General features: G+C 67.9%; 16 protein-coding genes and 2 tRNA genes. 6 read left to right on the forward strand and 12 right to left on the reverse strand.

Annotated features, from left to right (window positions below):
- Nucleotides 1-50: 50 nt before the first annotated feature.
- Complete coding sequence (locus BMX29_RS15220) at nt 51-1,466, forward strand: methyl-accepting chemotaxis protein (RefSeq protein WP_092814426.1); 1,416 nt, start codon at nt 51-53, stop codon at nt 1,464-1,466.
- A 411-nt stretch (nt 1,467-1,877) separates the two neighbouring features.
- On the opposite strand, the gene recG is transcribed toward BMX29_RS15220, so the two are convergent.
- The 4 genes from recG to sciP form a co-directional block, all read right to left on the reverse strand.
- The gene (recG, locus tag BMX29_RS15225; RefSeq protein WP_092814429.1) at nt 1,878-3,968 is read right to left on the reverse strand and encodes an ATP-dependent DNA helicase RecG; all 2,091 of its coding nucleotides are present in this window, start codon (nt 3,966-3,968) and stop codon (nt 1,878-1,880) included.
- Nucleotides 3,965-6,088, reverse strand: a complete 2,124-nt coding sequence (ligA, locus tag BMX29_RS15230; protein WP_092814432.1) for an NAD-dependent DNA ligase LigA — start codon at nt 6,086-6,088, stop codon at nt 3,965-3,967. Before ligA ends, recG begins: the two co-directional genes overlap by 4 nt.
- 317 nt (nt 6,089-6,405) lie before the next feature.
- A complete protein-coding gene (gene ctrA / locus BMX29_RS15235; RefSeq protein ID WP_043842422.1) occupies nt 6,406-7,125 on the reverse strand; it encodes a response regulator transcription factor CtrA in 720 nt (239 codons plus the stop codon).
- 114 nt (nt 7,126-7,239) lie between these two features.
- The gene (sciP, locus tag BMX29_RS15240; protein ID WP_092814435.1) at nt 7,240-7,518 is read right to left on the reverse strand and encodes a CtrA inhibitor SciP; all 279 of its coding nucleotides are present in this window, start codon (nt 7,516-7,518) and stop codon (nt 7,240-7,242) included.
- A gap of 123 nt (nt 7,519-7,641) precedes the next feature.
- Between sciP and mnmA the strand changes: the two genes are divergently transcribed.
- On the forward strand, nt 7,642-8,784 hold the full coding sequence (gene mnmA / locus BMX29_RS15245) for a tRNA 2-thiouridine(34) synthase MnmA (RefSeq protein ID WP_092814438.1): 1,143 nt from the start codon (nt 7,642-7,644) through the stop codon (nt 8,782-8,784).
- Nucleotides 8,785-9,151: 367 nt separating this feature from the next.
- Here mnmA and BMX29_RS15250 read toward each other — a convergent pair whose 3' ends face one another.
- From BMX29_RS15250 to BMX29_RS15265, 4 genes are read right to left on the reverse strand one after another with little or no spacing between them, the layout of a single operon-like run.
- On the reverse strand, nt 9,152-10,360 hold the full coding sequence (locus tag BMX29_RS15250) for a beta-ketoacyl-[acyl-carrier-protein] synthase family protein (RefSeq protein ID WP_043842417.1): 1,209 nt from the start codon (nt 10,358-10,360) through the stop codon (nt 9,152-9,154).
- Nucleotides 10,357-10,617, reverse strand: a complete 261-nt coding sequence (locus BMX29_RS15255; RefSeq protein WP_043842416.1) for an acyl carrier protein — start codon at nt 10,615-10,617, stop codon at nt 10,357-10,359. The genes BMX29_RS15250 and BMX29_RS15255 overlap by 4 nt, the downstream gene beginning before the upstream one ends.
- Before the next feature lie 42 nt (nt 10,618-10,659).
- Nucleotides 10,660-11,751, reverse strand: coding sequence for a UDP-3-O-(3-hydroxymyristoyl)glucosamine N-acyltransferase (lpxD, locus tag BMX29_RS15260; protein WP_092814441.1), 1,092 nt, complete (start codon nt 11,749-11,751; stop codon nt 10,660-10,662).
- Nucleotides 11,752-11,781: 30 nt separating this feature from the next.
- Nucleotides 11,782-13,386 carry a L,D-transpeptidase family protein gene (locus BMX29_RS15265; RefSeq protein ID WP_092814444.1) on the reverse strand — a complete coding sequence of 535 codons (1,605 nt, stop codon included), beginning with the start codon at nt 13,384-13,386 and terminating at the stop codon, nt 11,782-11,784.
- Nucleotides 13,387-13,719: 333 nt separating this feature from the next.
- Between BMX29_RS15265 and mepK the strand changes: the two genes are divergently transcribed.
- A complete protein-coding gene (gene mepK, locus BMX29_RS15270) occupies nt 13,720-14,289 on the forward strand; it encodes a peptidoglycan L,D-endopeptidase MepK (protein WP_092814447.1) in 570 nt (189 codons plus the stop codon).
- A 255-nt stretch (nt 14,290-14,544) separates the two neighbouring features.
- Here mepK and BMX29_RS15275 read toward each other — a convergent pair.
- Nucleotides 14,545-14,621 (reverse strand) — tRNA-Asp (locus tag BMX29_RS15275).
- A gap of 32 nt (nt 14,622-14,653) precedes the next feature.
- Nucleotides 14,654-14,730: transfer RNA gene (locus BMX29_RS15280), tRNA-Asp, on the reverse strand.
- Nucleotides 14,731-14,971: 241 nt separating this feature from the next.
- Between BMX29_RS15280 and BMX29_RS15285 the strand changes: the two genes are divergently transcribed.
- Genes BMX29_RS15285 through BMX29_RS15295 form a run of 3 tightly spaced genes read left to right on the forward strand, consistent with a single transcriptional unit; the run spans nt 14,972 to nt 19,093 of the window.
- A complete protein-coding gene (locus BMX29_RS15285; protein ID WP_092814450.1) occupies nt 14,972-15,625 on the forward strand; it encodes an ABC transporter ATP-binding protein in 654 nt (217 codons plus the stop codon).
- A complete protein-coding gene (locus tag BMX29_RS15290) occupies nt 15,622-18,021 on the forward strand; it encodes an ABC transporter permease (RefSeq protein WP_092814452.1) in 2,400 nt (799 codons plus the stop codon). Before BMX29_RS15285 ends, BMX29_RS15290 begins: the two co-directional genes overlap by 4 nt.
- Complete coding sequence (locus BMX29_RS15295) at nt 18,011-19,093, forward strand: lipocalin-like domain-containing protein (protein WP_092814455.1); 1,083 nt, start codon at nt 18,011-18,013, stop codon at nt 19,091-19,093. Before BMX29_RS15290 ends, BMX29_RS15295 begins: the two co-directional genes overlap by 11 nt.
- A gap of 88 nt (nt 19,094-19,181) precedes the next feature.
- Here BMX29_RS15295 and BMX29_RS15300 read toward each other — a convergent pair whose 3' ends face one another.
- Nucleotides 19,182-20,738 carry a cytochrome c gene (locus BMX29_RS15300; RefSeq protein WP_175471205.1) on the reverse strand — a complete coding sequence of 519 codons (1,557 nt, stop codon included), beginning with the start codon at nt 20,736-20,738 and terminating at the stop codon, nt 19,182-19,184.
- Between the two features lie 385 nt (nt 20,739-21,123).
- Nucleotides 21,124-21,858 (reverse strand): DUF533 domain-containing protein, encoded by a 735-nt coding sequence (locus BMX29_RS15305; RefSeq protein ID WP_244889258.1) that lies wholly within the window; start codon nt 21,856-21,858, stop codon nt 21,124-21,126.
- Between the last annotated feature and the right edge of the window lie 542 nt (nt 21,859-22,400).

Consider the following 22,400-nt stretch of genomic DNA (forward strand, 5'->3'; position numbering starts at 1 on the left):
TTCCGATTCTCCGGACTATGCCTCTGCCCGTAATCAATGGGCAGTCGGACATGGAACACGATCGCAGGCTGAGCATCCGGCGCGACCGCGATGCGGAGGCCGAGGCGCTGCTGAGCACGCTGACGAACGACGCCGTGACGCTCGGGCACGAGCTTGTCTCGATCCACGGCGTGATGTCCGACCTCGACGCCCGCCGCGCCGGGCAGTTGGAAGAACTGAGGCTGGTACGCGTCGCCCTAACCCGGCTCGAGGAGGCGACCCGCACCGTGTCCGAACGCACGGCGCGCGGCCGCGACACCGCGCGGTCCGCGCAGCAGGATGTGCGCCAGTCCATCGCCATTCTCAGCGACACCGGCACTTCGTCGCGCACGCTCGCGGAATGGGTGCAATCCGTCCGGGCCGGCTCTGACGATGTGGACGACATGCTGCTTGCCGTGGGTCGCTCGAATGACCAGATCGCCTCCATCGCCAGCCAGGTGAACATCCTCGCCATGAACGCCAAGATCGAAGCGGCCCGCGCCGGTCAGGCCGGGACAGGATTCGCCATCGTGGCCGAGGCGATCAACGAACTCAGCCAGAAGACCGCCCGCGCCGCCGCGGACGTGTCGGGCACCGTCACGCGGATGTCGGAATGGATGCACAGCCTGCGCGAAGGGGCCGTCACCACATCGCAGGCCGCAACGCATCTGCTCGGCCGGTCCGAGGAGACTGACAGCGCGCTTTCGCGGATCGACGACAACGTCAGTGCGCTGCACCGCGCGATGGACGAGATCGGCGCCGAGATGGGTAGCACGGACACCGCCGTCGCCAGTCTCGCACCGGCCATAGAGGGCATGATTGCGGCACAGGATGAAACCGCTGGCGCGATCGCCGGCGCCACCCGCGCCGGGGAACGGCTGGTGGACGTGTCCGAGGGTATCCTGCAGAAGTCGGTGCGCCTCGGTGGGGCGGCCGCCGATGGCGAGAAGATCGCGTTGGTGGCGGAGCTCGCTGCCCGGATCGGCGCGGCGTTCGAAGAGGCGGTGCTCGCAGGACGCATCTCCGAAGCCGAGCTCTTCGATGCCCGCTATTGTCCGGTGCCCGAGACCGACCCGCAGCAGGTCGTCACTGCCTTCACCGAGCTGACCGACCGCCTTCTGCCGCCGATTCAGGAGCCCGTGCTCGACATGCCGGGCGTGGTGTTTTGCGCTGCGGTGGACCGCAACGGCTACCTGCCGACCCACAATCGAAAGTTCTCGCAACCGCAGGGCGCAGATCCGGTCTGGAACGCCTCGCATGCCCGCAACCGGCGCATCTTCGACGACCGCGTCGGCCTGAAGGCAGGCCGGAACCGCGACCCGTTCCTGCTACAGATCTACCGGCGCGACATGGGCGGCGGGCAGTTCGCCATGATGAAGGACCTCTCCGCCCCGATCGAAGTGAACGGCCGCCACTGGGGAGCTTTGCGGCTGGCCTACAGGCTGTGACTGGTTGCCGGTTCCGGCCGCATCAGGCGCAGAAAGAAAAAGCCGCCGCCCTTGCGGGAGGCGGCGGCGAGTGAAGCGTCGGCATGACGGGTCCGCATTCGACGAACAGCAGCGGGGGACAACCGCCGCTATTCCGGTTCGCGTCGACGGGACAAGGACGACGAACCATGCGGGCACGCGCAACGCAGGCAGAAACAGGTCAGAGGTGAAGGGCTGCCACCAGCAGGACGACAAGCGCCATCGCCCCGAGCGCGTCCTCGAGAATCTCCGCTTCGGCGCGGGTAAAGGCGATCTTGATCCGGTTGAGCATGTGACCCTCCTGAGCAATCCGTTGCACCTTTGTTCTCATGGCAGCGCCCCACCTGTAAAGAACTTTTTAAGAACATTCGCGAACAAAGGGGGTTGCCCTGGTCAGCCGACACCGATCAGGCGGATCGCCTCGTCCTGCCGCATAAGCCACAACAGCGCCCGCGCGGCGCGTCCCCGCTCGCCTTCGAGAGACGGATCATCGGCCAGAAGACGGCGCGCGTCGCTTTGCGCGACGGCCATCAGCCCGGCCTGCCGCTCGGGATCGGCAATGCGAAAGCGCGGGAGGCCGGACTGCGCGGTACCGATCAAGTCTCCGGCCCCGCGCATTTCCAGGTCGACCTCGGCAATACGAAACCCGTCCTCGGTCTCGCGTAGGGTTCGAAGCCGCTGCTCGGCGGTCTCGGACAGCGGGGACTGGTACATCAGAAGGCAGGTCGAGGCCGCCGCCCCGCGTCCGACTCGTCCGCGAAGCTGGTGCAGCTGCGCCAGACCGAACCACTCGGCCCTTTCGATCACCATGATCGACGCGCGCGGCACGTTCACGCCGACCTCGATGACGGTCGTTGCCACCAGGACCGCGATCTCGCCAGCCACGAAGCGCGCCATCGTCGCGTCTTTCTCGGCGGGCGGCATCTGGCCATGGACCAGCCCCACGACGCCCTCGCCCAGCGCGGCGCGCAGGCGCTCGAAGCGCTGGGTCGCCGCGGTCAGGTCCACGGTCTCGCTCTCCTCGACCAACGGGCAGACCCAGTAGGCCTGCCGCCCCTCGGCGACCGCGCGCCGCAGATGATCGACCACCTCGTCCATGCGGTCGGTGGCCACCAGCGCCGTCTTCACCGGCTGCCGCCCGGGCGGCTTCTCGTCCAGAACGGAGACGTCCATATCGCCGTAGGTCGCCAGCGCGAGGCTGCGCGGGATCGGCGTCGCGGTCATCACCAGCACATCCACCGCAGCACCCTTGCGCCCGAGTTCGAGCCGCTGACGCACGCCGAAGCGGTGCTGCTCGTCCACCACCGCAAGGCGCAAATCGCGGAACACCACATCCTTCTGGAACACCGCGTGGGTGCCCACGAGGCAGTCAATCTCGCCGGCCTCGAGCGCGGCCAGTTTGGCCCTCCGCTCGGCCCCCTTGTCGCGCCCGGTCAGCAAGGCCAGGCGCACACCGGCCGCCTCTGCCATGGGCGCGAGGCTTTCCATGTGTTGCCGGGCGAGGATCTCGGTCGGCGCCATCAGCACCCCCTGCCCTCCCGCCTCGATCGCAACGAGCAGCGCGGCGAACGCCACGAGGGTCTTGCCTGCACCCACGTCGCCCTGCAGCAGGCGGTTCATGCGATGCGGCTCGGCCATGTCGGCGGCGATCTCCTCGATCGCGCGGGACTGGGCGCCCGTGGGATCGTATGGCAAGGCAGCAAGGACTGCGCGGCGGAGGCGGCCGTCGCCGCGCGTTTCGATCCCCGGGCGCCTTCGACGGGCGAGCCGTGCCAGTGCGAGGGTCAGCTGGTGCGCCAGCAGTTCGTCATAGGCCAGCCGCCGTCGCGCAGGCGCGTCGGGTGACAGGTCCTCGGGACGCTCCGGTACGTGGACGGCGGCCAGGGCCGCACGCCAGCCCGGCCACCCTTCGCGCGCCACGAGGCCCGGGTCGATCCACTCGGCCAGGTCGGGCGCGCGGCCCTGCGCCGAGCGGATCGCGCGAACCATCAGCTTCTGGGTGACGCCGCCTGCCAGCGGGTAGACCGGTTCGAACGCGGGAAGCGCCTCGGCCTCGGCGGGCGGCAGGATATGGTCGGGATGGACCATCTGCGCCATGCCGTCGAAGAACTCGACCCGGCCCGAGAGGATACGGCGCGCGCCCTCGGGCAGGATGCGCGTCAGGTAGTCGCCACGCGCGCGGAAGAAAACGACCTGAAACTCGGTTTTAGCGTCCCGCACGTGCACTCGGTAGGCCCCGCCCTTGGAGCGCGGCGGCCGGTGCTGGCCGATCTCGACCTCGACGGTCAGCACCGCGGGCAGGTCCGCGCCGCGGATCGTGGGCCTGAGGGCCCGGTCGATCCCCGATTGCGGCAACGTGAACAGCAGGTCACGCGGCGCTTCGATTCCCGCCTGCCCGAGCGCCTGCGCCGTTTTGGGTCCGATCCCGTCGAGCCCGGTCAGATCGCCGAAGAGCGGAAAGAGGGCTTCGGGCCGCGCGCTCATGCGCCCGAGATCAAGTCGAGCCAGGCGTCCTCGTCCAGCACCTCGACCCCAAGTTCGCGCGCCTTCTTCTCCTTCGAGCCCGCGCCGGGCCCGGCAACCACGATGTCGGTGCGCGCCGACACCGAGCCCGAGACCTTGGCGCCCAGCGCCTCGGCCCGCGCCTTGGCCTCGGCGCGGGTCATCTTTTCGAGCGTGCCGGTGAAGACAACGGTCTTGCCCGCGACGGGGCTGCCTTCGGTCTTCGGACGCTCGGCCGCCTCGACCTCGATTTCGGCCAGCAGGCGTTCGATCGACTCGCGTTCGGCCGGCTGGTTTACCGTGGAGACCAACGCTCGGGCCAGCACCTCGCCCACGCCGTCGATACCGATGAGGTCGTCCCAGGCCGCGCCTTCCAGCGGCTCGGCGGCGCGCATGGCTTCGTCGAAGGCCTCCCACGTGCCGTAGTGCCGCGCGAGAAGCATGGCGTTGACTTCGCCCACGTGGCGGATGCCGAGGCCGAAGATCAGGCGCCCGAGGGGGATCTTGCGGCGCGCGTCGATGGCCGCGAAGAGGTTCTTCGCCGACCGGTCGCCCCAGCCCTCGCGGTTCTTGAGCTGGCGCGGCCCGGAGCCGTAGCGCGCCTCCAGGCGGAAGATGTCGGCCGGCTCCGCGATCCATTCGTCGCGGTAGAACTGTTCGACCTGCTTGGCGCCGAGCCCGTCGATGTCGAACGCCGCGCGCGACACGAAGTGCTTGAGCTTCTCGACCTGTTGCGCCGGGCAGACGAGCCCGCCGGTGCAGCGGCGCACCGAATCTCCCTCTTCGCGGATGGCGTCCGACCCGCATTCGGGGCACGTGGTGGGAAAACTGTAGGGGGCGGCGTCGTCGGGCCGCTTGGAGAGGTCGACGTCGGCGATCTTGGGGATGACATCGCCCGCGCGATAGACCTGCACCCAGTCGCCGACACGAATGTCGCGGCCTTCGCGGATCGGCTGACCGGCGGCGTCGCGGCCGGCGATGTAGTCCTCGTTGTGGAGCGTCGCGTTCGACACCACGACGCCGCCCACCGTGACCGGCGTGAGCCGCGCAACGGGCGAAAGCGCGCCGGTGCGCCCGACCTGTATCTCGATCGCCTCGAGGTGCGTCCACGCAAGCTCGGCGGGAAACTTGTGCGCGATGGCCCAGCGGGGCGTGGTCGAGCGGAAGCCAAGCCGGGCCTGCAGTGCGAGATCGTTCACCTTGTAGACGACGCCATCGATGTCATAGCCGAGCGTGGCGCGCTGTTCCTCGATCGTCGCGTAGTGAGCGAGCATCTCGTCGGGCCCGTCGCAGAGCCGGGTCAGCGGGTTCGTCGAGAAACCGAGCGCGGCGAGGCGTTCGATCGCCTTCATCTGGGTGTCCGCGAGCGGCGCCGACACTTCGCCCCAGGCATAAGCGAAGAAACGCAGCGGACGCGCGCGGGTGATTTCCACGTCGAGCTGGCGCAGGCTTCCGGCGGCGGCGTTTCGCGGATTCGCGAAGGTCTTGCCGCCGCGCGCGGACTGCCTCTCGTTCAGGGCCGCGAAGTCGGCGTGGCTCATGTAGACCTCGCCCCGGACCTCGAGCACGTCCGGCGCCCCCTCGAGCCGCTCCGGCACGTCGTCGATGGTGCGCGCATTCGCGGTGACGTTCTCGCCCACGGCGCCATCTCCACGCGTGGCCGCGGTGACGAGGCGACCACCCTCGTAGCGCAGGGTCAGCGACAGCCCATCGATCTTGGGTTCGGCGGTATACAGCAGCTTCGCATCGTCGGCATGGTTCAGGTAGCGCCGGATTCGCCGGTCGAACTCGGTGACCTCCTCGGCATCGAAGGCATTGCCGAGCGACAGCATCCGGACCGCATGCGTGACCTTCTCGAAGCCCTCTGCCGGCGCTGCGCCGACCTGTTGCGACGGGGAATCGTCCCGCACGAGCCTGGGAAAGCGCGCCTCGATCGCCGCGTTGCGTCGCTTGAGACGGTCGTATTCCGCGTCCGTGATCTCGGGCGCGTCTTCGGTGTGATACGCGGTGTTCGCCGCATCGAGTATCCCGGCCAGACGCTTCAGCTCGACCCGTGCGGACGCCTCGTCGAGGGAATCGACCTCGGTTTCGCTCTCCGCCATGACCCTTCCGCCCCCGTTTCGCAGGTTCCGATCTAGTGCGCGCCACTGATATGGGGCGCGTGCGGGCAGGTCCAGACGGCACGGCCGATCGAGCGGTGGGCCGTGTCCAGACGCGCGTCAGCACGGACCTGTCGCGCAGCCAGAGTCGACCGGGTCCAAGGGGCGTTACAGAGAACGGACACATCCCCGCGGCGCGAAGGGGGCGGCAGGTGTGAAGACAGACGGCCTTGCTGCAACGGTGTCTCTGCCGGCAGGCCAAGCGCATACCCGCGGCCCTTTGGCCGCGAGTGGCGCCAACCGGCAGAAGCCCGATGAGCTCAGGCGCCGAGCGCCATGGCCCCCGGCTTGGCTTCGGCTTGCTCTTCGGGATCGCGCAGAACGTAGCCGCGGCCCCACACCGTTTCGATGTAGCTCGGGTCGCCCGTGGCTTCCGAGAGCTTCTTGCGAAGCTTGCAGATGAACACGTCTATGATCTTGAGCTCGGGTTCGTCCATGCCGCCGTAGAGATGGTTGAGGAACATCTCCTTGGTCAGCGTCGTGCCCTTCCGCAGGCTCAGAAGTTCGAGCATCTGGTATTCCTTGCCGGTCAGGTGCACCGGCTGGCCGTTCACATCCACCGTCTTCGCGTCGAGGTTCACCTCGATCTTTCCGGTGCGGATCACCGACTGCGCGTGGCCCTTCGAGCGGCGGATGATGGCGTGGATACGGGCGACGAGTTCGTCGGCGTGGAACGGCTTGGTGAGGTAGTCGTCAGCCCCGAAGCCGAAGCTCTTCAGCTTGCTCTCGGTGTCCTGGGCGCCGGACAGGATCAGGATCGGTGTAGAGATGCGCGCGGACCGCAGCTGACGCAGGACATCGTGCCCGGTCATGTCCGGCAGCGTGATATCCAGCAGGATCAGATCATAGTCGTAGAGCTTCGCGAGATCGACGCCCTCCTCACCCATGTCCGTCGCATAGACGTTCAGGTTGGATCGGGTCAGCATCATCTCGATGCTCTTCGAAGTTGTGGGATCGTCCTCGATCAAAAGCACGCGCATGGCCGTCTCCGCCAATTATTACTCACACATCACACATTTGCGCCGTAATCGTTAACTTCGGATTACCGGCCAATGGCTTGAGCTTAGACGGATCGGTTATGCGAAGTAAACACTTCAGGGTTGTCTAAATTTCTGTATCGCCGTGGCCTTCAATGCCCCCTCCCCGTGCACGGACATGGCGCGCATCCATTCGTCCAGCTCCTCCTCGCTGAGCGCATACCGGAGGCGGGCCTGTTCCTCGGTCAGGAGCCCATGCTGCACTGCCCGAACCACCGCCGCCTTCCGTGAGGCCACCCAGCGCCGGGTGTCGGCGGCTGGCAGGTCCGCGCGGGTCATCTTCGTCCCGTCCGGAAGCGTGACCGCGCGAGGTCCGTCGACTTTCTTGAGATACATCTGTCCGTCCCGCTGGCGTTTCGCAGGAAGACCCTGCGCCAGCGCACTTAACGCCCGATGAAACGGCCCCTTGAGAGTACGTCGCATTTTCCTATATTCCGCGCGCATCCATCGGAGACCGTCATGCCGCTCGATCAGGGACAGCTGAACTCGCTGGGCCTTCCCAAGGCCCCGTCCGACACACGCGTCGTCGTCGCAATGTCCGGCGGCGTCGACAGCTCCGTCGTGGCCGCGATGCTCGCCGAAGAGGGCTACGACGTCGTCGGCGTCACGCTGCAGCTTTACGACCACGGCGCGGCGCTCGCGAAAAAGGGCGCCTGCTGCGCCGGGCTCGATATCCATGACGCCCGGCGGGTGGCCGAGGCCATGGGCTTCCCGCACTACGTCCTCGATTACGAGAACATCTTCCGCGACGCGGTGATCGACGAGTTCGCCGACAGCTACCTCGCGGGCGCCACGCCCGTGCCCTGCATCCGCTGCAACGAGCGTGTGAAGTTCAAGGACCTGCTCGAGACCGCGCGAGACCTCGACGCCGATTGCATGGCGACCGGCCACTACATCCAGCGCAAGCCGGGCGACGCAAAGGCCGAGCTGCACCAGGCCGCGGATCCCGCCCGAGACCAGTCGTACTTCCTGTTCTCGACCACGCAGGACCAGCTTGACTACCTGCGCTTCCCGCTCGGGCACCTGAAATCCAAGGACGAGACCCGTGCGCTCGCGGCGCGCTACGGGCTTCCCGTCGCCGACAAGCCCGACAGCCAGGATATATGCTTCGTGCCCAACGGCGACTACGCGAGCGTCATCGAGAAGCTGCGTCCGGGTGCAGCCGATCCCGGCGACATCGTGCACGTCGACGGCCGCGTCCTCGGGACCCACGAGGGCGTCATCCACTACACCATCGGCCAGCGCCGCGGCCTCGGGATCGGCGGCCTGTCGGAGCCGCTCTACGTGGTGAAGCTCGACGTGGAGGGGCGCCGCGTGATCGTGGGACCGAAAGAGATGCTGGCCACCCGCCGCGTTCCTGTGCGCGAGATCAACTGGCTGGGCGATTCGCCGCTCATATCGCAAGACGAATGGCATGTGGCGGTGAAGGTTCGCTCGACGCGCCCGCCACGCGACGCGATCATCCGCCCCGTATCGGCCACGGAGGCGGAGGTGGAGCTCGTAACCCCCGAGGAAGGTGTGTCGCCCGGCCAGGCCTGCGTGTTCTACGACCCCGAAGGCACGCGCATCTTCGGCGGTGGATGGATCTGGCGGGGCTACTGAGGGCTCCCGGGCACGTTTCATCGAACGGCAACGGGGGGCTGTCTGCCCCCGGACCCCCCGAAGGTATTTCAATCCCAAAGACACCCGCGTTAGCCAATTCTTAACTGTGCGCATGGGACGATTAGGGTGCGGTACAGGCGGAGGCGCCGATGACCGCGCCCGAAGACGGGGCCCGGGTAAGTCCGGGCATCGCGCCGGACGTCGCGCCGCACTCATGCGGCCGACGTCCGGATCCGTAAAAGTATTCGAATGTCGTCGCTTCAGCTTCTGACGCGCTGCCGTCTTTGGGCGTCAAATACCTCGGGAGCGCGAGGGCAGAGCCCTCGCTCCGTAGCCACTGCCGTGTGCGCGGCCGTAAACTCCGCGCTCAGGTCCGCTTCAGTGCCAGCACGGCGTTCAGGCCCCCGAAGGCGAAGGCGTTCGACAAGGCGACATCCACCCGGGCCTCGCGCGCTTCGTTCGGCACGACATCGAGGGCGCATTCGGGGTCGGGCTCCTCGTAGCCGATCGTCGGGGCGATCACCCCATCCCGCAGGGCCATCAGCACAGCCAGCAGTTCCACGGCGCCGGTGCCGCCGATGCAGTGGCCGTGCATGGACTTGGTCGATGACATCATCAGGTCGTCCGCGTGGGTGCCGAACACGTCCGCCACCGCGGCGCACTCGGTCTTGTCGTTCGCCGCGGTCCCGGTGCCGTGGGCGTTGATGTAGCCGACCTCCTCTCGCGCAATGCCCGCATCCGACAGTGCTCCGGCCATCGCGCGGGCCGCGCCCTGCTTGGAGGGCATGACGATATCGGCGGCATCCGAGCTCATCGCGAAGCCCGCCACCTCGGCAAGGATCTCGGCACCCCGGGCCTTGGCATGCTCGTATTCCTCGAACACGAAGATGCCCGCCCCCTCGCCCTGCACCATGCCGTTGCGCGTGGCCGAAAACGGGCGGCAGGCATCGCGTGACATCACGCGCAGGCCCTCCCACGCCTTGATTCCGCCGAAGCACAGCATCGATTCCGAGCCGCCTGTCACCATCACCGGTGCCATCCCCGACCGGACGAACCAGAACGCCTGCCCCATGGCGTGATTGGACGAGGCGCAGGCCGAGGCCACGGTAAAGCTCGGGCCCTTGATGTTGTACTGCATGGACACGTGGCTGCAGGCCGCGTTGTTCATCAGCTTCGGCACGACGAAGGGGTGAACACGGTTCTTACCCTCTTCGTAGACCGCGCGGTAGTTCTCGTCCTGAGTCGTGAGCCCGCCGCCGGAGGTCCCGAGCACCACGCCCGAACGCGCTGCGAGGTCGCCGTCGAAGGTCAGGCCCGACTGGCGGATGGCCTCTTCGGCGGCGATCAGGGTGAACTGGGTGTAGCGGTCGTAGAGAGCGATCTGCTGGCGATTGAAGACGCTCTCGGGGTCGAACCCCTTCACCTGCCCGCCAATCTTGATCGCCAGCCGGTCGCTGTCGCGCATCTCGAGCGGGCCGATCCCGCAGCGGCCCTCGCGCATGGCCTCCATCGTGGCCGGCACCGACTGGCCGAGCGCGTTGATCGTGCCCGCGCCGGTGATCACGACCCGCTTCACGGGTGCTGCTCGGCCACGAGCTTTTCGACCCCCTCCACGATCCGCGCGACCGAGGAGATGTCGAAGTCGCTTTCCTGGGGATCGTTGGCGTTGAACGGCACCGAGATGTCGAATGCCTCCTCGATGGCGAAGATCGACTCGACCAGCCCGAGCGAGTCGATGCCAAGATCCTCGAGGCTCATTTCCATCTTCACGTCCGAGGGTTCGAGAACGGCCTGTTCGGCGAGGATCTCGACAACCTTGTTCTTGACCTCCATCGCGCGTGCCTCCCGGTCATTTCTCGTCGCTGGAGGGGAGCTTTAGTCGCTCGGGTCTTCCTTGGAAACCGCTTTCCGAAGCTCCGCGACCTCACGTGACAGGCGCGGCAGGCGGCGCAACGCCTTGTAGGTCTCGAGGTGCTGATCCATCTTCATCGCCGGGTAGCCCAACATGACGCGGCCCGCCGGAATCGACGACAGCACGATGGTCGAGCCGCCGCAGATCACATTGTCGCCGATGCGGATGTTGTCCGACACGCCGACCTGCCCCGCCAGCACCACGAAGTCTCCGATGGTCACCGAGCCCGCGATCCCGACCTGCCCGCACAGCAGCGTGTGGCGGCCGACCACGGTGTTGTGGCCGACCTGCACCTGGTTGTCGATCTTCGTGCCGTCGCCGATGCGGGTGTCGCGCACGGTGCCGCGGTCGATGGCCGCGGCGGCGCCCACTTCGACGTCGTCGCCGATGGTCACGCCGCCGAGCGACGCGATCCGGGCCCAGGGCTGGCCCTTGGCCTCCCCCTGGTCGCCGAGTGTCTCACGTGCCTTTTCGACGCCCGACGCCTCGGGGGTGACGAACGAGAATCCGTCATTGCCGACCACCGCGTTGAAATGCGCGATGAAGCGGTCGCCGATGGTGCAGCGGGCGCCGATCTTGGCGCCGGCGTGCAAGAGCGCGTCGTCGCCGATGCGCGTGCCCCAGCCGACATGGACCTGCGGGCCGATCACCGCGCCATCGCCGATGATCACGTCCGCGCCGATCACGCTGAAGGGTCCGACAGTAACGTCGCGACCGAGCTTTGCGGTGGGATCGATTGCGGACATCGGATGGATGCCGGCGGGATAGCCCTGGCCCGGGTCCATCATCCCCGACAGTGCCGAGAGCGCATACCGGGGGCGCGGCGCAAGGATCGCGGCCTCGAGGCCCAGCGCCTGCCAATCCGCCTCGCCCCACAGCATCGCCGCGCGCGCCGATCCCTTGGCGATGCCCTCGGCGTATTCCGGCTTCATCGCCATGGCGAGCCGGTCCGGCGGGCAATCCGCCGGCTCGGCCACGCCTTCGACGACGATGGAGGTGTCGCCCACTGCCTCGAGCCCGAGGGCGGCGGCGATCTCTGCAACGGTGTGGCTCATGGCGTCCTCCGGGTCAGGTCTGACGGAGGATTAGCTTTCCCCGCGCCCGAGAACCACCCCTGCCGCCGACAGGGCCCGCCAGATCGTCTGGTCGCGATTGTAGATATCGGGGCGGTACTGCACGTGTCCCTTCGCCTGGGTGAAGGCGGTGCGGTAGATCAGGTGCACCGGCACCGGCTCCACCAGGTTCACACGCGCCTCGGCTCCGGTCCGCAGCCTGGAATGGAAGAAACCCTCGGGGTCGTCCTCTTGCTTGGCGAGCAACGTGTAGGCGAATTCGTAGGGGTCATCGAGGCGCACGCACCCGTGAGAGTAGGCCCTGACCGTCCGGCTGAAGAGATGCTGCGCCGGCGTATCGTGCAGGTAGATGTTGTATTTGTTGGGGAACATGAACTTCACCTGCCCCAACGCGTTCTTCGGCCCCGGAGGCTGGCGCATCGAATAGGGGAAGGAGCCCGCAAAGCTCTGGTTGCGGCTGACCACCTGGCCCCGGCTGTTGAGAATCTGCAGGTGGCTGACCGCGTAGGGGTTGCGGCGCAGTTGCGGCAGGTACTCGTTCTTGATGATTGAGCGGGGGACGTACCAGCTCGGGTTGATGACCATGTGGTCCATCTCGTCCGAGAACTCGGGCGTCTGGCGGTCGCTCTCGTTCGAGCCGATGACCGCACGGGTCTCGAAGGTCACCTTCTCGTCGTCATAGACGCGGGCCATGAACTCGGTGAGGTTCACCTTGATGTGGCGTTTGCCGAGGCCGCCTGGCCTGTTCAGCCAGCGCTCACGCTCCATCGCGACCAGGACCTGCTGTAGCCGCGTTTCCGGCGAATGGTTGAGCTCGCGCAGGGTCGAATCCCCTGCGATTCCGTCAACGGCCAGGCCATGGTCCGCCTGAAAAGCCTTTACGGCCTGTTCCAACGCCGAGTCGTAGACCGCCGAAGCGGTCGGCCGCAGATAGTTCATCGCGATAAGCCGGTCGCGCAGCGGTACGACGCGGGAGCCCGACTCGCCGGGGTCGATCCGTCCGGGCGACACCGGCCGGCCCCAGCCACCGCGGGCGACCACACGCTCCAGCCGCATCTTTTCGCGCATGAGGCGGCCGTACTCCGGGCTAGACGGAGCGAGACCGCGGAAGACCGCTCGCGGGTCGTCCGATTCCAGCTTGTCGAGCAGGTCCGCGGTATCGGGGATGTAGACCTCGCGCTTGAGGCCAGAGATCACCCGGCGCGGATCGAGAGCGCCCGCGCTCAGATCCCGGGCGAAACGCCCGAAGGTCAGCGACAGGTGCACATCGAGCGCGCCGCGCTCTTCGGCGGTGCGTGCGGCGCGCATCTCGGCCATGAGGGCGTTGGCATCGTAGCGGCCGGCCGGAAGGCCGTGCGCCGACGCCATCGTCACCGCCTCGAGAAGCGCCTCGCGCCGCAGTCTCTGGATGTCCTCGGGACCGGTCCAGACCGGCTCGAATCCCCGATCGCGATAGAAGGCGGCGACCGCCTCGTCCTCTCCCACCGTCTCGGCGACGGCACGCTTGAAGGCCGTGACCTGCGCGGTCGCGGGTGCGGCGAAGCCGAGTGTCAGGGCAAGCGCAGCGCCCGCCAGGAGCGCTCCGGTCCGATTTCTGAGGGTCGAGGCTCTTGTCATTCTGAAATCCGTTCCGGCAGGGGGCGAATACATAGGGAAAACCGCACGTTGCAGAGTGTCGGAATTCCGGCGGGTGTCCATTCACAAAGCGTCGGGGACGCGAAACGGGTCCGGCGTGATGCGTCCGCGCACCGGGGAGTGCGACATCCTTGCGACACTTCGCCGACGTTCGGCAGAAACCTGCCGAAATTTCGCGGAAGGCGGAACCATTTCGGTTCCCGGGTTTCTCGGGAGCGACTGCTGTGCAATAAATCTTAAGGCATCTGGGGAAAGATGGCAGGGCCGACGCAACGACGCCGGCACAAGCAGTAACCGAACGGGACAGCACCGACCATGACCACCGCAGCTTCTGGCAGCATGACGCGGCGCGGCCTGTTGACGGCTTTCGCCGCAACGACCATCACCGCAGCTCCGACATTCGCCAACGCAGCAGGCCTCCTGCGCGGCGGCGGCGACATCCGGCGCATCAAGATGTATTCCGGCCGCACCGGCGAGAAGATCGACATGATCTATTGGGTCGAAGGCGAGTATATCTCTGACGCCGTAAAGGAAATCACCTACTTCATGCGCGACTGGCGCAATGACCAGGTGAAGAACATCGACCTTCGCACCATCGACATCATGGCCGCGTGTCACAACCTTCTCGACTGCTCCGAGCCGTACATGCTGATCTCGGGCTACCGCAGCCCCGAGACCAACGCGATGCTCCGGGCCCGGTCGTCCGGTGTCGCGAAGCGCTCGCGTCACCTCGTCGGCGAGGCGGCGGACCTTCGGCTTTCGTCCCGCTCGGTCAACCAGATGGCCAAGGCGGCCCTCTCCTGCAACGGCGGCGGCGTCGGTCGCTACAGTAGCTCTAACTTCGTGCACATGGATTGCGGTCCGGTCCGCACTTGGGGCAGCTGAGCCCCCCACGATGGCACGATCGAACGAGGCGCCCGCGGGCGCCTTTTTCGTGTCTGGCTTAGTGCAAACTGCGTAGGTCACACGACCAGAGCGCACTGACCCCCTCGGCAGTTTCCCGCCGATCGGTCACAAACGCGTCAGGCGGCGTGATCGGTCGTCGGCATGGGGAACCATGCTGACCCGAGACGTCATGCAATCGGTCGAGCGACACGGACCATGCAGCCGTTCGGACACCGGATCATGCAAGGATGAAAGTGGCGCGGTTGACGGGGCTCGAACCCGCGACCCCCGGCGTGACAGGCCGGTACTCTAACCATCTGAGCTACAACCGCGCATCGCGCCGGCGGGAAGGATCGGACAGCGGTGGCGCGGTTGACGGGGCTCGAACCCGCGACCCCCGGCGTGACAGGCCGGTACTCTAACCAACTGAGCTACAACCGCGTATGCTGTCCGCCCATACCTTCGGGCGTGGGGCGCGTTCTAGGCGGGGCGGAAACCGCCGTCAAGCGGATTTGACCCGCCCGGGCACAAGGAATCACGGCCCGCCGCGACGGCAACCTCGGTTCATATGCGCGGTTCGTCCGCGGCACCCCGTCGCGGCGCCGACGGTTGGCCGTAAGCCCCCTGCCCGCTACCTCTGGCCGACGCCCGATCGCGCGAGGCCCGACGGAGACACCCGCCCATGCTCGACGCCCACGACCTGCGAAAAACCTACCAGACCGGCGACGGCTCCCTCACCGTGCTCGATGGCGTGTCGCTGTCGGTCGCCCGTGGCGAGAGCGTGGCGCTCACCGGCGAAAGCGGGTCGGGCAAGTCGACGCTCCTGCACCTGCTGGGATGCCTCGACACCCCGGACGGCGGGCGGCTGAGCCTCGACGGTTCGCGCATCGACGACCTCGACGACGCGGGCCGCGCGCGACTGCGCCGCGACCGGATCGGTGTCGTGTTCCAGAGCCTGAACCTGATTCCTTCGCTCACCGTTGCGCAGAATCTGGCGTTCCAGGCCCGGCTTGCCGGACGGCACGACCCGGACTGGCAGGAACGGCTGACCCGGCGCCTCGGCCTCGACGGGCTGGGCCAGCGCTTTCCCGAGCAGCTTTCGGGCGGACAGCAGCAGCGCGTCGCGATCGGCCGCGCCATCGCCAACCGGCCCGACCTCGTGCTGGCCGACGAGCCCACCGGCAACCTCGACGAGACCACCGCCGCGCGGGTCAGGGACCTGCTGCTCGAACTCGTGGACGAGACCGGCGCCGCGTTCCTGATGGTCACACATTCAGACGTCCTCGCCGCGCGACTGTCGCGGCGGCTGCACCTGAGCGGCGGGCGCCTGGCATGACACGCACCGCGCTCATGGCGCTTCTGTCCCACTGGCGGCGCCACAAGCTTCAGCTCGCGACCCTGCTGACCGGGCTCGCGCTGGCCACCGCGCTCTGGTCCGGGGTGCAGGCGATCAACGCCGAGGCCCGTCGCAGCTACGACCGCGCCGCCGCGACGCTCGGACAGGACGTGCTCGACAGGCTGACCGCCCCGGAGGGCGTGACGCTCGACCAGTTCGTCGCCCTGCGCCGCGCCGGGTGGCAGGTGAGCCCGGTGATCGAGGGACGCATCCGCGCGGGCGGCACGCCCCTGCGCATTCTCGGGATCGACCCGCTGACCGCGCCGCCGCAAGCCGGGCTGACCGCGCTTGCGGGGGACAACGACATCATCGGCGACTTCCTCTCCACGCCGGGCCTGCTACTCGTAGCGCCCGAGACCGCCGCGCAGATCGGGGACGCCGACCTGCCGCCCACCCGCATCGCGCCGGACGTGGCCCCCGGCACCGCGGTCACCGATCTCGCCACCGCGCGGCGATTGCTGGAGCGGCAGCGCCTCTCCTACCTCCTCGTCGCTTCCGAGCAACCGCTGGGCCTGCCCCCCCTGTCCGACATTGCCGAACTCGACCGCCGCACGCCCGACGAGAGCACCGACCTCTCAGAACTGACCGACTCGTTCCACCTCAACCTCACCGCCTTCGGGCTCCTGTCCTTCGCAGTTGGCCTGTTCATCGTGCAATCGGCCATCGGCCTCGCCTTCGAACAGCGGCGGCAGAGCTTCCGGACACTGCGCGCCCTCGGCCTCAGCCTGCGGCGGCTGATGGTCCTGCTGACAGCCGAACTGGCGGTCTTCGCGCTGCTCGCGGGCATCGCGGGGCTGGCGCTTGGCTACGGCATCGCGGCCGCGCTCCTGCCCGGGGTGGCCGGCACGCTGCGGGGTCTTTACGGCGCTTCGGTCGCAGGCACGTTGGCGTTCGATCCGGCATGGGCGGCGGCAGGTCTCGGCATCACGCTGGCCGGCACGGCTTTGGCGGGGGCGCAGGCACTTTGGCGGGTGGCGCGGATGCCCCTACTGGCCCCGGCACAGCCCCGCGCCTGGGCCATGGCTTCGGCCCGGACGCTGACGGCGCAGGCGGGAGGCGCCGTCGCGTTGCTGCTCACCAGCGCCGTTCTGGTCTGGGTCGGAGAAGGCCTGATCGCCGCGTTCGCCTGCCTCGGCGCGCTGCTACTTGGCGCGGCTCTGGCGCTGCCGCCGCTGTTGATCGGGGCGCTCCGGATCGCCCGTCCGCTGGCGCGCGGTCCCGTGGGCGAGTGGCTCCTGGCCGATGGACGCCAGCAGGTGCCCGCCCTGTCGCTGGCCCTGATGGCGCTCTTGCTGGCGCTGTCCGCGAATGTCGGCGTGGGCACGATGGTGGGCTCGTTCCGCACCACCTTCACGGCCTGGCTCGACCAGCGGCTCGCGGCCGAGCTCTACGTCACGGCGCCCGACGAGGCCGCGGCCGCACGCGTGCGCGCGGCGGGCGACGAGTTGGCCGACGCTGTCGTGCCGATCTGGTCCGTGGACGTTGACCTGCGCGGGCGACCGGGAAGCGTCTACGGCATCGCCGACGATCCGCTCTACCGCGACAACTGGCCGATCCTCGAGGCGCTCCCCGAGGTCTGGGACAGGGTTGCGGCGGGCACCGGGGCCATCGTCAACGAACAGCTCTTCCGAGGCACCGACATGACCCTCGGCGCGCCACTTCGCATGGCAGAGGGGTGGGAGGTGCCGGTCGTCGGCGTCTATTCCGACTACGGCAACCCGGCGCCGCAGGCGATGATCGGCAGCGATGCGCTGTCCCGGCGCTATCCCGACGTGCCCCGCCTGCGGTTCGCCGTCAGGACCGATCCCGACCAGGCCGCCGAGGTCGCAGCGCAACTGCGCGAGCGCGCGCGCCTGCCCGATCAGGGCGTGGTCAACCAGTCCGAGGTCAAGGCGCTGTCGCTGCGGGTCTTCGAGCAGACCTTCCTCGTGACCGGCGCGCTCAATGTTCTGACGCTCGGCGTCGCGGGAATCGCGGTGCTGACATCGCTGCTGACCCTCTCGGGGTTGCGCCTGCCGCAGCTCGCCCCGCTCTGGGCTCTGGGAATGCGGCCGCGAACGCTCGCGGCGCTGGAGGTCGCACGGACCTGCCTTCTCGCGCTCCTGACGTGGGCTCTGTCGCTCCCCGTGGGGCTGGCGCTGGCCTGGGTTCTTCTGGCCAAGGTCAACGTCGAGGCGTTCGGCTGGCGCCTGCCCATGCACCTGTTTCCCGCCCAGTGGATCGGTCTGGCCGGGGCGGCGCTGCTCGCCGCCGGGCTCGCCTGCCTCTGGCCCGCGATCCGCCTGACCCGCCTGCCCCCATCCCGACTGCTGAGGGTGTTCGCCCATGATCGCTAGCGTCCCCGCCGCAATTCTGTCCGCAGCTCTCGCCGCCGTGCCGGCCGCCGTCCTCGCGCAGGGCTATGCAGGGCTCGGCGCCGAGGCCGACGGCGACTTCGCGGTCCCGCAACAGGGCGCGGCGCTGGCCTTCCCCGGAGATCATCTTCCGCATCCCGACTACCGCATCGAGTGGTGGTACCTGACCGCCGCGCTGTCTGCCGCCGACGGCACGCGCTACGGGGTTCAGTGGACGTTGTTCCGCTCGGCGCTGCGGCCCGGCTCGGATACACCCGGACTGCCCGGCGACACCCGCCAGGTCTGGATGGGCCACGCCGCGGTCACGACGCCCGACGCGCATCTCTTCGACGAGAGACTCGCGCGCGGCGGGGTCGGACAGGCGGGCGTGACCGAGCCGTTCGAGGCGTGGATCGACGACTGGACCATGCGCTCGACCGCGCCGGCGGACGCCGATCCGCTGGACGCGATCACGCTGACGGCGCGGGGCAACCGCTTCGCCTACGACCTCGCGCTCGAGGCCACCGGTCCACTGGTTCTGCACGGCGACGCTGGCTTTTCCGTCAAGTCGCCCGCCGGGCAGGCCAGCTACTACTACTCCCAGCCGTTCTACGACGTCTCGGGCACGCTGACCCTGCCCGAGGGCGACATCGAAGTGACCGGCTCGGGCTGGCTCGACCGCGAATGGTCGTCGCAGCCATTGTCGGGCGATCAGGAGGGATGGGACTGGTTCTCGCTGTCGTTCGAGAGCGGCGCGAAACTGATGGGCTTCGGTCTGCGCGAAAGCGATGGCGGGCACTTCACTTCGGCCACGTGGATCGCGCCGGACGGAACCGAGACCGCCTACGGGGACGGCGCTCTGCGCCTGACCCCTGGCGCCACGGCCGAGGTCGCGGGACGCACGATCCCGGTCGAATGGCGCGTGGAGCTGCCTGACGAGGGTCTCGACGTGACGACCACGCCGCTGAACCCACAGGCCTGGATGGGCACGACCTTCTCGTACTGGGAAGGACCGATCGCCATCTCCGGCAGCCACGACGGCCACGGCTACCTGGAGATGACCGGATACGAATGACGCCTCCCGATGGACGGGAGGCGTTCGGGGGCGCTGGTCCGCGCGGTGCGCGTCACGCCGGGCCCCCAAGGGCCCGGCGCGCGCCAGATCACTCGCCCGGCGTCATGCCGGCAGCGCGCATCGCATCGTCGATCTCGTTCATGAACGACAGCTGCCGCTCGAGGAACACGGACCGGCCCACCGCAGGCTCCGCCTCCGCGAGGGCGAGGCAGTACTCGGCCGTCAACGCGGCCATCGCTTCGGAATAGCCGGCATCGGGCTCGGCGGCGTGGAAGCCCTCCACCAGGGGTGCGATGTCCTCTTCGGCCACGGTCTGCCCGGCGAGGTCGCCTACCTGCGTGCGAACGCCGGCGGGGATCTCGTAGTTGCCGGGCGCCGGGCAGTTCGTCGTCAGGTCGATGCTGTCGGTCTCCTCGGCATCGGGGCGGCTTTCCGCGACCATCTCGGGCGTGGCAGATTCAGGGCCATCGTTGTCCCAGCTGCGCCGCACGTAGTTCGACACGTCCGAAAGCTCCTGATCCGACAGGACGTTGGCGAAGCTGGGCATCGGCCCGAACTGGTTGCGGGTCTCGATGCCCCGCAACAGCACGTTCACGACGTTCAACGGCGACTGTGCGTTGACCCCGCCATTGTCCACGAGCCGGGCGGCATTCTCGCCACCCATGCCGTCCTCGGCATGACAGGACTGGCACTGCGCCTCGTACACGCCCGCACCCCGCTCCATCACCTCGTCGGGAATGCTTTCGATCTCGGGGCCGCGCCCGGGCTCGTCGTCCTCGGCACGGTCGAGGATGAAGGCGGCGATGGCCTCGATGTCCGAGCGCTGCGCGTCCTGAAGACTTTCGGTGACCTGGTACATCGCCCCGAAGGCGGCAAGCCCGTCGGGATGTTCGTCGGCAAGATAGGCGGTCAGCGTCTCCTGATCGAACTTTTCGAGCGCGGAGCCCTGCGTGCCGCTGATGTTGGGCGCATACCAACCGTCGACCAGGGCACCCTGATAGGCCCGATCCTCGATCGGGCCGCCGATGGCGTTCCGCGGAGTGTGGCAGGACGTGCAGTGTACCGGCCCTTCGGCAAGGTAACGGCCCCGGTTGATCTGGTCGCTCTTCTCGGCATCAGGCTCGAAGCGGTGTGCATCGAAATAAAGCACCTGCCAGGCGTTCACGCCGGTGCGGATGTTGAACGGAAAAGGCAGCTGGATGACCTGCACCTCGTGGGTGACGGGCTCCACATTGCGGAAATAGGCCCAGAGGTCGTCGATGTCCTGATCGGTCATCTGCGTGAAGGACAGGTAGGGCATCGCCGGGTAGAGCGGCCCTCCGTCCTTCTGGCGACCTTGCCGCAGCGCACCCTCGAAATCGTCGCGGGTCCAGGTGCCGATGCCGGTCTCCGGATCCGGGGTGATGTTGGGGCCGACGAGTTCCCCGAACGGCGTGCCAAGCACCACCCCGCCTGCATAATCTCCGGCATCCGCGGTGTGGCAGTGTTTGCACCCCCCGATCATGGCCAGGTATTGACCACGGGCGATCGCGTCGTCTCCGGGCGCACCGGCCCAGGACTGCGCCGACGAGATTGCGGGAAAAAGCATGGCGGACGCCGACACCGCGACGCTGGCCATGAGACGGGATTTCCAGTTCGCGCGCATGGCACTCCTCCTGACGATAGGCGGAGCGAGCATGCGCTCCTTTCCTTGGCGTCAGGACGTAGGGCGGCGCGAACCCGCTTCGAGTCCCCGCGAGCGCGATCTCTGTCACACCCGCATCACGCGAGCGAGACGGCCATCACCAGCATCACGCCACAAAGCCCGGCGAAGACCGCGGATCCGCGGTTCAGCGCCGGTGTGGGACAGAAACACGCCCCGCATTCGTCCGCGCCGAAGCGCAGCGGTGATCGCAATCGGGACACCTGAAGACGCGGACGGACATCGGGGGAACCTCCCTGGGACAACGCGAACCGAACGCGACCAACTAGCGCCCCGTTCTTTAAGAAGCGGTTTACACGCCCTGCCCGGCCCGCAGTCCTTCGGGGGGTCAAGAGGCGATGGCGTCGGCCTCCGCAGCCTCTTCTTCGGAGAGGCCGAGCCGCTGGCGCAGGTCCGAGAGATAGCGCTGTTCCTGTGCGCTCTCGCCGTCTACCGCCGCCCGCGAGGCAAGGTAGAACTCTTCTGCGGTCTCCTGGTCGTTCACCTGACCGAGCAAGGTGTCCAGCGGCTTCGGATTCGCGATTTCGCGCTCCATCGTGGCGCGTTCCTCGGGCGTCGCGTCCGCGTCGTCGATCGCCTGCACGATCCGTGCCCGCTCGTCCTGCGACAGCGCGCCGTCGGAATAGGCGGCGGTGATCATCGCGCGGATCATCAGGAGCGCCTCGTCCTCGCTGAACCGCTCCGCCGCGGCCTCGCCCTCGCGCATGTCCTCGTCGTCGGCAGAGGCGGCTGCCGCCTGCCCGGATGCCTGCGTCGGCCCGGACCCGTCGCCGAGAAGCTCGTTCGCCTTGTTGCGGATCGTGTCGATGAGGCTGCCGCCGCTGCTGCCCGAGCTGGTCGTGGCGGTGCTCTGCGCGCTGCCCGACTGGGAAGACTGGCTTTTCTGATAGGCTTGAAACGCCATATAGCCCAGCGCCGCGAGACCCAGCTTCGAGCCCAGCCCGCTCCTGCGCCGACGCCGGCCACCGAGCAACCCGAGGGCAGAGGCTGTCCCCAACGCGCCGCGCCGCCGCCCGCGCCCGGCCATGCGGGTCGCCAGCATCGTGCCCAGTATACGCTTCATGCTCATCGTCCGATCCTCCCGGCACCGGTCGGCGCCCGCGGGTGTTCGGGGCACAATGACAACGGCCTGCCTGTCGTGAGATGAAACTCCGCCCAACGATGCCCGTTCCGAGCAGACGAGTCAGTAGGCGATACACCGCGCCGGCATACCGCCCCCCTGCATCGACTTTGCCTGCCTGCACGAAAAATGGCATGGGTCGACCGGATCAAGGAAGGTGCCTTGCAAGACCGATCCGCAGGCGGATCCCGCTCCTTGGTGGTTAAAAATCGGGGCCAGCGGCATCAAGGCTTGCAACCGGCCGGCGGATGGAAGTCTACCGCCTTCCACGAAAGAGCAACCTCGCTTATTCCCAGAACGAGCCGCCGCCGTCGAGGTGATACAATATGCCCATTATCAAGACGTATCGCGTCAAAGCGACGAAATCGGCGAGTATTCCGTTCGTCCGGGCCTAGCAACTGTATCTGTCAGGTAGCCGGAGCGGCCCATTTCTGACGGTTCCTGCACAGCGCGTTCGCGATGGTTACGAGCTTTCGGGCAACCGC

It is taken from the genome of Roseivivax marinus, assembly GCF_900109705.1.
Classification (GTDB): Bacteria; Pseudomonadota; Alphaproteobacteria; order Rhodobacterales; family Rhodobacteraceae; genus Roseivivax; species Roseivivax marinus.